This window comes from Pseudomonas rhizophila, from assembly GCF_003033885.1.
GTDB lineage: Bacteria > Pseudomonadota > Gammaproteobacteria > Pseudomonadales > Pseudomonadaceae > Aquipseudomonas > Aquipseudomonas rhizophila.
Genome location: NZ_CP024081.1, coordinates 1,641,208 through 1,653,228 on the forward strand (window position 1 = coordinate 1,641,208; position 12,021 = coordinate 1,653,228).

13 protein-coding genes are annotated in these 12,021 nt (G+C 61.2%); 8 read left to right on the forward strand and 5 right to left on the reverse strand.

What is annotated here, in order from left to right:
- Window positions 1-27 precede the first annotated feature (27 nt).
- From rodA to lipA, 7 genes are all read left to right on the forward strand, one after another.
- Window positions 28-1,131 (forward strand): rod shape-determining protein RodA, encoded by a 1,104-nt coding sequence (gene rodA, locus CRX69_RS07750; protein WP_047229517.1) that lies wholly within the window; start codon window positions 28-30, stop codon window positions 1,129-1,131.
- 17 nt (window positions 1,132-1,148) lie between these two features.
- On the forward strand, window positions 1,149-2,159 hold the full coding sequence (gene mltB, locus CRX69_RS07755; protein ID WP_047229492.1) for a lytic murein transglycosylase B: 1,011 nt from the start codon (window positions 1,149-1,151) through the stop codon (window positions 2,157-2,159).
- On the forward strand, window positions 2,159-3,184 hold the full coding sequence (locus CRX69_RS07760; protein ID WP_107321816.1) for a septal ring lytic transglycosylase RlpA family protein: 1,026 nt from the start codon (window positions 2,159-2,161) through the stop codon (window positions 3,182-3,184). Before mltB ends, CRX69_RS07760 begins: the two co-directional genes overlap by 1 nt.
- 171 nt (window positions 3,185-3,355) lie before the next feature.
- Complete coding sequence (locus CRX69_RS07765) at window positions 3,356-4,513, forward strand: D-alanyl-D-alanine carboxypeptidase family protein (RefSeq protein ID WP_107321817.1); 1,158 nt, start codon at window positions 3,356-3,358, stop codon at window positions 4,511-4,513.
- An 81-nt stretch (window positions 4,514-4,594) separates the two neighbouring features.
- Complete coding sequence (locus CRX69_RS07770) at window positions 4,595-4,870, forward strand: DUF493 domain-containing protein (protein ID WP_047229495.1); 276 nt, start codon at window positions 4,595-4,597, stop codon at window positions 4,868-4,870.
- Entirely contained in the window at window positions 4,870-5,517 is a 648-nt protein-coding gene (gene lipB, locus CRX69_RS07775; protein WP_107321818.1) for a lipoyl(octanoyl) transferase LipB, read from the forward strand. Before CRX69_RS07770 ends, lipB begins: the two co-directional genes overlap by 1 nt.
- A gap of 1 nt (window position 5,518) precedes the next feature.
- On the forward strand, window positions 5,519-6,541 hold the full coding sequence (lipA, locus tag CRX69_RS07780) for a lipoyl synthase (RefSeq protein WP_047229497.1): 1,023 nt from the start codon (window positions 5,519-5,521) through the stop codon (window positions 6,539-6,541).
- 583 nt (window positions 6,542-7,124) lie between these two features.
- On the opposite strand, the gene CRX69_RS07785 is transcribed toward lipA, so the two are convergent.
- Entirely contained in the window at window positions 7,125-7,319 is a 195-nt protein-coding gene (locus CRX69_RS07785; protein WP_080962927.1) for a nucleoid-structuring protein H-NS, read from the reverse strand.
- A 103-nt stretch (window positions 7,320-7,422) separates the two neighbouring features.
- Here CRX69_RS07785 and CRX69_RS07790 point away from each other — a divergent pair, with 103 nt between their 5' ends.
- Entirely contained in the window at window positions 7,423-8,379 is a 957-nt protein-coding gene (locus tag CRX69_RS07790; RefSeq protein ID WP_047229498.1) for a S66 peptidase family protein, read from the forward strand.
- Window positions 8,380-8,482: 103 nt separating this feature from the next.
- On the opposite strand, the gene CRX69_RS07795 is transcribed toward CRX69_RS07790, so the two are convergent.
- The 4 genes from CRX69_RS07795 to CRX69_RS07810 all read right to left on the reverse strand — a co-directional run bounded on the left by CRX69_RS07795 (window position 8,483) and on the right by CRX69_RS07810 (window position 12,001).
- Window positions 8,483-9,805: a lytic murein transglycosylase gene (locus tag CRX69_RS07795; protein WP_107321819.1), complete on the reverse strand. Its 1,323-nt coding sequence runs from the start codon at window positions 9,803-9,805 to the stop codon at window positions 8,483-8,485.
- 73 nt (window positions 9,806-9,878) lie between these two features.
- On the reverse strand, window positions 9,879-10,043 hold the full coding sequence (gene arfA, locus CRX69_RS07800; RefSeq protein ID WP_047229500.1) for an alternative ribosome rescue factor ArfA: 165 nt from the start codon (window positions 10,041-10,043) through the stop codon (window positions 9,879-9,881).
- A 275-nt stretch (window positions 10,044-10,318) separates the two neighbouring features.
- Window positions 10,319-11,356: a DNA polymerase III subunit delta gene (holA, locus tag CRX69_RS07805; protein ID WP_047229501.1), complete on the reverse strand. Its 1,038-nt coding sequence runs from the start codon at window positions 11,354-11,356 to the stop codon at window positions 10,319-10,321.
- Between the two features lie 39 nt (window positions 11,357-11,395).
- On the reverse strand, window positions 11,396-12,001 hold the full coding sequence (locus CRX69_RS07810) for an LPS-assembly lipoprotein LptE (RefSeq protein WP_107321820.1): 606 nt from the start codon (window positions 11,999-12,001) through the stop codon (window positions 11,396-11,398).
- Between the last annotated feature and the right edge of the window lie 20 nt (window positions 12,002-12,021).

The window sequence follows — 12,021 nt, forward strand, 5'->3', positions numbered from 1 at the left end:
GACCGGATCCTCTCCAGCGAAGATGTGATGCGTCGTCGCGCCACTCTGTTGCAGCGCATGCACATCGACGGTCCGTTGTTGATCCTGTTGCTGACACTGGCCGCCGGCAGCCTGTTCGTGCTGTATTCGGCCAGCGGCAAGAATTGGGACCTGCTGGCCAAGCAGGCCACTTCATTCGGCATCGGCCTGGTATCGATGATCTTTATCGCCCAACTGGAGCCTCGGTTCATGGCGCGCTGGGTGCCACTGGCCTATGTGGGCGGCGTGGTCTTGTTGGTGATCGTGGACATCATGGGCCATAACGCCATGGGGGCGACACGCTGGATCAACATCCCCGGGGTGATTCGCTTCCAGCCTTCCGAGTTCCTGAAAATCATCATGCCGGCGACCATCGCCTGGTATCTGTCCAAGCGCACCTTGCCGCCACAGCTCAAGCATGTGGGCATCAGCCTGCTGCTGATTGGGGTCCCGTTTATCCTGATCGTGCGCCAGCCCGATCTCGGCACCTCGTTGCTGATCCTGGCCGGCGGCGCCTTCGTGCTGTTCATGGGCGGGTTGCGCTGGCGCTGGATCCTCAGCGTGATCGCTGCCGCCGTGCCGGTGTCCGTGGCCATGTGGTACTTCGTGATGCACGACTACCAGAAGCAGCGGGTCCTGACGTTCCTCGACCCGGAGAGCGATCCGCTGGGCACCGGCTGGAACATCATCCAGTCCAAGGCCGCCATCGGCTCCGGCGGTGTGTTCGGCAAAGGGTGGTTGCTGGGTACCCAGTCGCACCTGGACTTTCTGCCGGAAAGCCACACCGACTTCATCATCGCCGTGTTGGGCGAAGAGTTCGGTCTGGTGGGTATTTGCGTGCTGCTGCTGATCTACCTGTTGTTGATCGGCCGTGGCCTGGTGATTACCGCCCAGGCCCAGACATTGTTCGGCAAATTGCTCGCGGGCAGTCTGACCATGACGTTTTTTGTTTATGTTTTCGTCAATATCGGTATGGTCAGTGGCCTGTTGCCGGTCGTGGGGGTGCCGTTGCCATTCATTAGCTACGGAGGAACTTCGCTGGTGACGCTACTGTCAGCGTTTGGGGTTTTGATGTCGATCCATACCCATCGCAAGTGGATCGCGCAGGTTTGAATAAGGTGAAGAGTTCAATGCAAGCAATGCGTGGCTGGTCGACGCGATTTGCGCCGTGGGTCGGCCTGTTCGGCCTCCTGGGCGGTGCGTCGCACGCCCTGGCCGGCGAATATGAAGGCTCGCCGCAAGTGGCCGAATTCGTCGGTGAAATGACCCGCGACTACGGTTTTGCCGGTGAACAGCTGATGGGGGTGTTCCGCGAGGCCCAGCGCAAGCAGTCGATTCTCGACGCGATCTCCCGGCCCGCCGAGCGGGTCAAGCAGTGGAGCGAGTATCGGCCGATGTTCATCTCCGAGGCGCGCATCGCCCGGGGCGTGGACTTCTGGCGCCAGCACGAGGCCGTGCTGGCTCGCGCCGAGCAGGAGTATGGCGTGCCGGCTCAGGTCATCGTGTCTATTATTGGTGTCGAGACGTTTTTTGGTCGTAATACCGGGAATTTCCGGGTGGTCGATGCGCTGTCGACCCTGGGCTTCGATTATCCGCCGCGCGCCGAGTTCTTCCGCAAGGAGCTGCGCGAGTTCCTGCTGCTGGCTCGGGAGGAACAGGTCGATCCGTTGACCCTCAAGGGCTCCTATGCCGGAGCCATGGGCTTGCCGCAGTTCATGCCCAGCAGTTTCCGCGCCTATGCGGTGGACTTCGACGGCGATGGCCACATTAATATCTGGACCAACCCGACCGATGCCATCGGCAGTGTTGCCAGCTACTTCAAGCGCCACGGCTGGGAGCCTGGCGAGCCGGTGGTCAGCCGTGCAGACGTGCGTGGCGACCAGGTAGACGAAGGCCTGACCACAGGCATCGAGCCGACGAAGACCGTCGGGGAGTTGCGGGCGCTGGGGTGGTCGAGTCATGATGCGCTGCGTGACGACATGCCAGTCACCGCGATTCGCCTGGAAGGCGAACAAGGCCCTGAGTACTGGATGGGCCTGAAGAATTTCTACGCGATTACGCGTTATAACCGCAGTGTGATGTACGCCATGGCCGTGCATCAGCTGTCTGAAGAGCTGGTCAAAGCACGGGGCGTCAAATAATGCAGGCATTGCCTACCTATCAACCCCTGAAAGCCGGACCCCTGAAGCTGGTAGCGCTGGCTGCACTGTCGTTGCTGGTCGTCAGTTGCTCCACCAGTCGCCCGCCGGCCCAGAAAACCTCTACTGCCGTGCGCGCCACGCCAGGCCTGGACATCAACCGGGCCCACAAGGACGGCGCGCCGTGGTGGGACGTGGATGTTTCGCGCATTCCCGACGCCACGCCAACCCTGCACACCGGCCCGTACAAGGCCAACCCGTACACGGTGCTGGGCAAGACGTATTTCCCGATGGCCGAATCCAAGCGTTACGTCGCTTCGGGCACGGCGTCCTGGTATGGCACCAAGTTCCACGGCCAGAACACCGCCAATGGCGAGGTTTATGACCTGTATGGCATGAGCGCGGCCCACAAGACCTTGCCGCTGCCCAGTTATGTGCGGGTGACCAACCTGGACAACAACAAGGCCGTGATCCTGCGGGTCAATGACCGCGGGCCGTTCTATTCCGACCGCATCATCGATCTGTCGTATGCGGCGGCAAAAAAACTCGGTTACGCTGAAACCGGCACCGCGCGGGTCAAGGTCGAAGGCATCGATCCGCAGGAATGGTGGGCCCAACGAGGCCGTCCGGCGCCTTTGATGCTCAACGAGCCAAAAGTGGCGCAAAATGCCGCGCCGACCGTGACGGCTTCCACCGGTACGGTCGAGCAATGGTCCCCGCCGCCGCAGCAACATGCCGCCGCCGTGGTGCCCGTGCCGCTCGACGCAAAAAAAAACGCTTCTGCAACAGCGTCTGGCCAGTATCTGCAAGTCGGCGCGTTCGCCAACCCGGACGCTGCCGAACTGTTGAGATCCAAGCTCAGCTCGATGGTCAGCGCGCCGGTCTTCATCAGCTCCATCGTGCGCAACCAGCAGACGCTGCATCGGGTGCGCCTGGGGCCGATCGGTTCTCCGGATGAAGTCCAGCAGGTGCAGAACAGTGTACGCCTGGCCAATCTCGGTTCGCCGAGCGTGGTTAGCGCGGAATGATTTGATTGAAGGCCCGCTAGCGGTTGGAGCGGGCCAGGTTGTTGGCTCTACGAATAACAAAAGCCCGGCAAGGGATGTGAGTGAGCAACTTAAATACGCGGCGACCCGTTAGAAGGTGGCCTGTTTAGTATTGCCCTTCGGGCAGTTTCCATTAGCGATTTCGAGAGACGGATGAACATCACCACCTTTGCCAAACGCCTTTGCCTGCTAGTCCCGCTGCTGCTCTCACCTGCCGCGTTCGCGGTCGAGATGATGCCCGCGCCCCCTCAACTGGCCGCCAAATCCTTTGTGCTCATGGATGCCAGCAGCGGCGAGGTCCTGGTGGAGAACAATGGTGACCAGCGCCTGCCACCGGCCAGCCTGACCAAACTGATGACCGCCTACATCGCCACCCTGGAAATCCGTCGTGGCCAGATCGGTGAAAACGATCCGGTGACCGTCAGCGAAAATGCCTGGCGCACCGGCGGTTCGCGGATGTTCATCAAGGTCGGTTCGCAAGTGACCGTCAGCGACCTGCTGCACGGCATCATCATCCAGTCCGGCAACGACGCCAGCGTCGCCCTGGCCGAGCACATCGCCGGCAGCGAAGATGCGTTCGCCGACATGATGAACAAGACTGCCAGCGACCTGGGTCTGACCAACAGCCACTTCATGAACCCGACCGGCTTGCCGAACCCGGAGCACTACTCTTCGGCTCACGACATGGCGATTCTGGCGCGAGCGATCATTCACGAAGACCCGGCGCACTACGCCATCTACTCCCAGAAGGAATTCTTCTGGAACAACATCAAGCAGCCTAACCGCAACCTGCTGTTGTGGCGCGACAAGACCGTCGATGGCCTGAAGACCGGCCACACCGAAGAAGCCGGCTATTGCATGGTGTCTTCGGCCGTTCGTGACGGCATGCGCCTGATCGCCGTCGTTTTCGGCACCAACAGCGAAGTGTCCCGTGCCGCTGAAACCCAGAAGCTTCTGACCTACGGTTTCCGCTTCTTCGAAACCCAGACCTTCTACCAGAAGGGCACCGAACTGGCCCAGGCCCAGGTGTGGAAAGGCACCACCAATCAGGTGAAGGCCGGCCTGGCCCAGGACCTGACCATGACCCTGCCAAAAGGCCAGCTCAAAAAGCTGGTCGCGACCATGACCATGAATCCGCAAATGATCGCGCCAATCGCCAAGGGCGACGTGATCGGCAAGGTGGAAGTCAAGCTGGACGACAAAGTGGTGCACAGCGCTGACCTGATCGCTCTGGACGCGGTCGAGGAAGGTGGTATCTTCCGCCGCATCTGGGATAGCATCCGTCTATTCTTCTACGGCTTGTTCAACTGATTGAAGTGTTGACCTGCATGGCCCCGTTCCTTTCCGGTGCGGGGCCATGTGCGTTACCACGGCTTACGAGGCCGTTACGCCATGACAGACTCAGAAGTAAAGGCGCCAAAGATCGAGTTCCCTTGCGAGGATTATCCGATCAAGGTAATTGGCGACACCGGTGTGGGATTCAAGGACAAGATCATCGCGATTCTTGAAAAACACGCCACCGTTGATCACAAGACCCTGGCCGAACGCCAGAGTACCAACGGCAAGTACACGACGATTCAGTTGCACATCATTGCCACCGGTCAGGAACAGCTGTACGACATCAACAGCGAGTTGCGAGCGACCGGGTTCGTGCACATGGTGTTGTGATGCCGGGCACGCTGGGCTTTCGCGAGCTGGGCCAGATGGCTTACGAGCCGGTCTGGCATGCCATGCAACGCTTCACCAACGACCGCGGCACCACCGCCGGTGACGAAGTCTGGCTGGTGCAACACCCGCCGGTGTTCACCCAGGGCCAGGCCGGCAAGGCCGAACACCTGTTGCTGCCGGGGAATATCCCGGTGGTGAAGACCGACCGCGGTGGCCAGGTGACCTACCATGGCCCCGGTCAATTGGTGGCCTATCTGTTGCTGGACGTACGCAAGCTGGGGTTCGGCGTACGCGAGCTGGTCACCCGCATGGAGACCTGCCTGATCGAACTGCTGGCCAGCTACGGCGTGACAGCAGCGGCCAAGCCGGATGCTCCGGGTGTCTACGTCGACGGGGCGAAAATTGCCTCTCTGGGTTTGCGCATCCGCCACGGTTGTTCGTTTCATGGCCTGGCGTTGAACGTGGACATGGACATGGAGCCGTTTCGACGGATTAATCCCTGTGGCTATGCGGGGCTGGCGATGACCCAGCTGTGCGATCACACAGGATCGATTGAATTTGCCGAGGTAAGTGCCCGGCTGCGCGCGCAGCTCGTCAAACACCTCGACTACGCTGAGCAGACGACCCTCACGGGCGGAATCGACTGATATGACTACTGATGCTGTGCAAACCATGATCCCGACGCTGGATGTTACCGAGCGTCCGGCCCCGCGTGCCAAGGTCGAGGCCGGCGTAAAGCTGCGCGGCGCCGAGAAAGTTGCACGCATCCCGGTCAAGATCATCCCAACCACCGAACTGCCGAAGAAACCCGACTGGATCCGCGTGCGCATCCCGGTTTCGCCGGAAGTCGACCGCATCAAGGCGCTGCTGCGCAAACACAAACTGCACAGCGTCTGTGAAGAAGCGTCCTGCCCGAACCTGGGGGAATGCTTCTCCGGCGGCACCGCTACGTTCATGATCATGGGCGACATCTGCACCCGTCGCTGCCCGTTCTGTGACGTCGGCCATGGTCGGCCGAAGCCATTGGACGTGAACGAACCCGAAAGCCTGGCCATCGCCATTGCCGACCTCAAACTCAAGTACGTGGTCATCACCTCGGTGGACCGCGACGACCTGCGTGACGGCGGTGCCCAGCACTTTGCCGACTGCATCCGCGAAATCCGCAAGCTGTCACCGAACGTGCAGCTTGAGACGTTGGTGCCGGACTATCGCGGTCGCATGGACATCGCACTGCAAATCACCGCCGCCGAGCCGCCGGATGTTTTCAACCACAACCTGGAAACCGTACCGCGCCTGTACAAGGCTGCGCGTCCGGGTTCGGACTACCAGTGGTCGTTGACCTTGCTGCAACGCTTCAAGCAGATGATGCCGCACATTCCGACCAAATCCGGCTTGATGCTGGGCCTGGGGGAAACTGACGAAGAAGTCATCGAGGTCATGAAGCGCATGCGTGAGCATGACATCGACATGCTGACCCTGGGTCAGTATCTGCAGCCTTCGCGTAGTCACCTGCCGGTGCAGCGTTTTGTGCACCCGGATACCTTTGCCTGGTTTGCTGAGGAAGGGTACAAGATGGGCTTCAAGAACGTTGCTTCCGGGCCGTTGGTGCGGTCTTCGTATCATGCGGATGAGCAGGCGAAGTTGGTTAAGGCTGAGTTGCTCGGGTCTTGATTTTCTAGCGTTGGTTTTTGGAGTGGTGTGTATATCCGTTTCTTCGGTAACGGCTACTTATGGTTCCGCCTTTACGGCGGGTCACTTTTGAAGAGCCCGGAAGCCGGCCCAGTCAAAAGTAACCAAAACGCTCTTGCCCCACCACTCGGTGCCTCGCCTAGGCTCGGCATGCCTTCACTCCGGCATTGGTTCGTGGGTAACCCGGCATCCATGCCGGGTTACCCACGAACCAATGCCTGCGTTCAGCCAGCGTGGTTAACGGGGCGCCCCAGATCAACGTCCACCGCGAGGCGGCCTGACAGCCGGCCTGGTTTGGGGGTATCGCGTTTCCCCTATGGGAGCGGGTTTGCTCGCGAAAGCGGTGGTTCAGATACATGGATACTGGCTTTGCTGGCCTCATCGCGAGCAGGCTCGCTCCCACAGGGGGGCTGCGGGTTATATGAGTGTTGTGGCTGCTGAAGATCAAGTGTGGGAGCGAGCCTGCTCGCGATAGCGGTGGTTCAGCCACATAGATGCTGGACATGCCCAGCTCTTGCTTTGCTTTGCTTTGGATCTTGATCTTGATCTTGATCTGGACGCCCCGTTAAACCACGCTGGCCGAACGCAGGTATTGCGCAGTGGGCATCCCGGCATGGATGCCGGGATAGCCGCGCTGGGCCATGGATGGCCCTTCGCGGCGGGCCCACGGAGCAATGCCTGCGTTCGGGCACACCGAGCCTAAGCGAGGTGCCGAGTGGTGGGGCAAAGCGTTTTTGGTTACTTTTGGTTGGTCCGGCATCCGGCTCTTCCAAAAGTGACCCGCTGTAAGAGCGGAACCGCCAGCCGCCGTTACGCAAAAAACGGATATACACCCATAAGCATGCCTAAAAACCGGGAGACTCATGGAACCCACTCACACCCTAAATCCACATCACCCCGTCCCAGCACTCCCGACCGAAGGCCTGATCGCCGTCATCGCCCCCGCCGGTCCAGCAAACCTGGAAACGGACAAAGCCATCCAATGGATGCGCGCCCGGGGCCATGAGCTGCGTATATTCCCAGGTGTGTACGAAAAGGACGGCTACCTGGCCGGCAGCGACGAAGTACGCCTCAACGACCTGCATGCCGCCTTCGCCGACCCAGAAGTAAAAGCGATCATTTGCCTGCGCGGCGGCTACGGCACCCCGCGTTTGCTGGATCGCATCGATTTCGACCTGTTGCGGCGCAACGCCAAGCCCTTCGTCGGCTACAGCGACATCACCGCCTTGCACCTGGCCATCAGCCGATATGCAGGGTTCGTCACCTTTCATGGCCCGTTGCTCAACGCCGATCTTCTCGGCGACAAGGAACCCTCCACCGTCACTTCTTTTTTCAGCCTGTTGCGTGGGCAGTTGAAGGCCGGCAGTGTGCTGAGCCATCCCGCAGCTTATCCATTGACTACCGTCGCACCCGGCATCGCCTGCGGGCGTTTGCTGGGGGGCAATCTGTCGATGATTGCCGCGACCATGGGCACGCCCTACGAAATCGATGCTGAAGGCGTGATCCTGTTGGTGGAAGACATCAACGAGCCGCTTTACCGCATCGACCGTCTGCTGACTCAGTTACGGCTGGCTGGCACGCTGGCAAAGTTGCGGGGTGTGTTGCTGGGGGATGTCGCCGGGGTGGACCTTGAGGCGTTGAACAAGCTGTTCCAGCAGACCTTCGAGCCGTTTGGCATCCCGGTGTTGTCCGGTTGGCGCAGTGGGCATTGCGATCCGAACCTGACGTTGCCCATGGGCGCGTTGGTGACGCTGGATGCGGGGGAGAAGAGGTTGGTGCTGGAGCAGGATGTGGTGGTCAGCCGAGCGCTTGTTGCCTGAAAGTCCCTCATCGCGAGCAGGCTCGCTCCCACACTGGACCGCGTTTGGTAGTCAGCTGTGGGAGCGAGCCTGCTCGCGATGAGGGCAGCGGCCATAAGGCGATCTAGCGGTTACGCAACCCTTCCAGCAGCTTGTGCGTCGGATAACCATCCGCGGGCCAGCCGAACGACTGCTGGGCGCTGCGTATGGCCTTGCGGGTGTTGGCGCCGATGATGCCGTCGGGCGTGCCGGCGTCGAAGTTGTGTTTGCCCAGCAAGGTTTGCAGTTCGAAGCGCTCGCTACGGCTCAAGGGCAGATCGTCCTTTGGCCATTGCCCGCTGATCAGCCCCGCGCCGGCGAAGCGTTCTGACAGCAAACTCACCGCCAGGGCGTACGACGAGGAATTGTTGTACTTGAGGATGGCGCGGAAGTTATCGAGCACCAGGAAAGCCGGCCCGCGATAGCCGGCCGGCAGCAGCAGGGCTGCCGACAAGTGTTCGGCGCCGGCTGGGACCTGGCTGCCGTTGGGCAGGCTGACGCCCAGTTGCAGCCATTCGGAGACGGGTTTGCGGATCGCGCCGTCGGCCAGCGGGTAGTCGAACCCTTCTTTGAGCTGTACCTCGAAGCCCCACGGCTGTCCGCGCTGCCAGCCAGAGCTTTGCAGGTAGTGCGCGGTCGAGGCCAGGGCGTCGGTGGCGCTGCCCCAGATATCGCGGCGGCCGTCACCATCGAAATCCACCGCGTGGGTGTTGTACGTGGTGGGAATGAACTGGGTCTGGCCCATGGCTCCGGCCCAGGAACCGAGCATTTTTTCCGGAGCGATGTCGCCGTCTTGCAGGATCTGCAGTGCGGCGATCAGCTGCGCATGGGCAAACCCCGGGCGCCGCCCTTCATAGGCCAGAGTCGCCAGGGAGTTGATCACCGACTTGGTGCCCTGGAACTGACCGAAGTTGCTTTCCATGCCCCACACCGCAACCAAGGCTTGGCGGTCGACGCCATAGCGCTGCTCGATGCTTTGCAGGATGTCGGCATGCTGTTGGACCAGTGTCTGGCCCCGGCGTACTCGCAGCGGCGACAGCGCTCCATCGAGGTATTCCCACACCGGACGGCTGAATTCCGGCTGGCTGCGGTCGGCTTTGATGACGCTCATGTCCGGGCTGACGCCGATAAAGGCGCGATCAAACAGGTCGGCACGGATTCCCGCGGCCAGGGCTTGCTTGCGAAACCCGGCTTGCCATTCGGCGAAAGTTTGCGTGGGGGCGATGACCAGGTTGTCACCGGTCGGGACCACGGGCGGCACGATGGCAGGAGCAGGCACGGCAGGGACGGTCTTGAGCGGTTGGGCGTCGGCGGCGGTAGGTTTTTCTGCGCAGGCGACAAGCAGAACGACGCTTGTGGCTGCAATCAATTGGCGCAGGGGCCAACGACGGGAAAGACAAAAGGGCATGCACGGGTCCAGATAAACAAATCAGATGCTGACCTTATCATGCGCAAAGGAGAATAGGGCTGGTCCGGGTGTTTCAAGCCGCCACAAAGCAAGAAGCCTCCCAGTTGTCAGACTGGAAGGCTTCGCGGCGGTAGCTGCCTTTGCCCTTGGCGGGTCGTTCCTGGCGGCTGCGGAACAGGGGCTGGGCGATGATGGATTTGGCCTTGTTGGGGCCATGCTTGGATGGCTTTTTGCTCATGATGGGATCTCTCGTGGGGTGGTTTTGCGGAGCAAATCATGGGGCAGAGTCGGGAGGTTGTCCAGTCCCTGGGGTGTGCAAGAAGTGTCATCAGACGGACACGCAACTTGTGGTGGAAGATGACCCGTGGCGAGGGGATTTATCCCCGCTGGGGCGCGAAGCGTCCCCATTACAAACTGCCTGACACTCCACGGCGCCTAGTTTTGGGGTTGCTTCGCAACCCAGCGGGGATAAATCCCCTCGCCACAGGTATGCAGTGTGCTTCTGCCGAGTGACTACTCAGCGGGCAAAGGGAGTCGCTGCCCAGCCATCAACAGCGACAAGCGGCTCAGGCTCATCCATGGCGACCCTGCCGCCTGACCTTTGATCTGCGCATCGATGCGCTGGGCTTCGAGCAGCAGTTGTGCCCAGCGCGGTGCCGAGTAGCGTTGCAGGGCCTTGCTCATCAGCGGCTTGCGTTTGTCCCACACCGGCGGACGGGCTTGGCTGAAAGCCTTGTCCAACGGTACACCCTGGCTGTATTGCAATGAGAGGTTGGCCAGCAGGCGTAACTCTCGGGCCAGAGCCCAGAGGATCACCGGAGGCTCGACGCCTTCGCCCCGCAAGCCCTCGAGCATGCGCAGGGCGTGGGCGGCTTCACCGTTGAGGATCGCATCGGTCAGCCCGAACACATCGAAACGCGCACTGTCGGCCACGGCGGCCTGTACCGTTTCCACGGTGATCTGCCCGCCCTCGGCCATCAGCTTGAGTTTTTCGATTTCCTGAGCGGCGGCCAGCAGGTTGCCTTCGACCCGGGCGGCGATCAGTTCCACCGCATCCTGGCTGGCCGATAAGCCGGCCTGGGACAGGCGCTGGCGGATCCAGCTGGGCAACTGGCTGACGTCCACCGGCCAGATCTGTACGAACTGGGTCTGCTGACCTTCAACCAGGGCCTTGCCCCATTTGGTTTTTTGCGCGCTGCCGTCGAGTTTTGGCAGGCTGATGAGCAACACCGTGTCTTCAGCCGGCCGTGAGCAATATTCGATCAGCGCGGCGGCGCCCTTGTCACCGGGTTTGCCGGATGGCAAGCGCAGTTCCAGCAGGCGTTTTTCCGCGAACAGCGACATGCTCGCCCCAGCCTGCAACAGCGTGCCCCAGTCGAAACTGGCGTCGGCGGCGAACACCTGGCGTTCGTCGAAGCCTTGCTGACGGGCGGCAGAGCGAATGGCGTCGGCGGCTTCCTGGCACAGCAGCGGATCATCGCCACTGATGATGTAGACCGGCGCGAGGGCGCCTTGCAGGTGTTTGCCGAGTTGGGCGGGAGCGAGCTTCATAAGAGAAGGCGAGCGGGGCGCCGGAGCGCCCCGCAAGGCTTATTCAGACGGGATTTGCATCGGCGACTGTTGCGGGGTTTCCGCTTCAGCCTTGCGTGCCGCTTCCAGTGCGTCGGCTTCTGCCTTGGCGCGGGCGTCGGCGGTCTGCTGCAACTGGTCCAGTTGGGCTGGGCTCAGTTGTTGCAGGCGCAGCATCATGCGTTGCACGAGGTCACGACGCATTTCAACACGCACTTCGCTCGACTCCTGGTCGGAACCGGTGATGTTGTTGCCATCGTGCAGGTAGACCTTCTGCACTTGCAGTTTGTCGTCCAGCAGCACCAGATTGTTCTGGCCGCGGATCTCATAGCTCAGGACGTTGTTGAGTTCGTACTCGGCCGAGCGACCGGCACCGGCGTAACTCAGACTGCGCTGGCTTTGCTGTTCACTGGTCAGCACCAGTTTGTACGGCGCGCCGTTGTAGACCTTCACGCCGCTGTTTTCCAGTGAGTCGCGCAGCATCTTCACGGTCTCGCCATAAGCGTCCCGGGCGCTGAGGTCCAGCTCCGTGATGGCCAGCTCGGTGGTGCCGGTGCCGCGCAGCTGGAAGCCGCAGGCGCTCAACAGGACCGCCAGGCCCATTACCAGCAGATTACGTTTGATCATCTTGTTGCTCCCCTTGAAAC

What these genes read in the sequence shown, in the direction of transcription:
- rodA (WP_047229517.1), top strand. Translation starts at nt 28, where the DNA reads ATGCGTCGTCGCGCCACTCTGTTGCAGCGCATGCACATCGACGGTCCG.
- mltB (WP_047229492.1), top strand. Translation starts at nt 1,149, where the DNA reads ATGCAAGCAATGCGTGGCTGGTCGACGCGATTTGCGCCGTGGGTCGGC.
- CRX69_RS07760 (WP_107321816.1), top strand. Translation starts at nt 2,159, where the DNA reads ATGCAGGCATTGCCTACCTATCAACCCCTGAAAGCCGGACCCCTGAAG.
- CRX69_RS07765 (WP_107321817.1), top strand. Translation starts at nt 3,356, where the DNA reads ATGAACATCACCACCTTTGCCAAACGCCTTTGCCTGCTAGTCCCGCTG.
- CRX69_RS07770 (WP_047229495.1), top strand. Translation starts at nt 4,595, where the DNA reads ATGACAGACTCAGAAGTAAAGGCGCCAAAGATCGAGTTCCCTTGCGAG.
- lipB (WP_107321818.1), top strand. Translation starts at nt 4,870, where the DNA reads ATGCCGGGCACGCTGGGCTTTCGCGAGCTGGGCCAGATGGCTTACGAG.
- lipA (WP_047229497.1), top strand. Translation starts at nt 5,519, where the DNA reads ATGACTACTGATGCTGTGCAAACCATGATCCCGACGCTGGATGTTACC.
- CRX69_RS07785 (WP_080962927.1), bottom strand. Translation starts at nt 7,319, where the DNA reads ATGCCGGACCAACCAAAAGTAACCAAAAACGCTTTGCCCCACCACTCG.
- CRX69_RS07790 (WP_047229498.1), top strand. Translation starts at nt 7,423, where the DNA reads ATGGAACCCACTCACACCCTAAATCCACATCACCCCGTCCCAGCACTC.
- CRX69_RS07795 (WP_107321819.1), bottom strand. Translation starts at nt 9,805, where the DNA reads ATGCCCTTTTGTCTTTCCCGTCGTTGGCCCCTGCGCCAATTGATTGCA.
- arfA (WP_047229500.1), bottom strand. Translation starts at nt 10,043, where the DNA reads ATGAGCAAAAAGCCATCCAAGCATGGCCCCAACAAGGCCAAATCCATC.
- holA (WP_047229501.1), bottom strand. Translation starts at nt 11,356, where the DNA reads ATGAAGCTCGCTCCCGCCCAACTCGGCAAACACCTGCAAGGCGCCCTC.
- CRX69_RS07810 (WP_107321820.1), bottom strand. Translation starts at nt 12,001, where the DNA reads ATGATCAAACGTAATCTGCTGGTAATGGGCCTGGCGGTCCTGTTGAGC.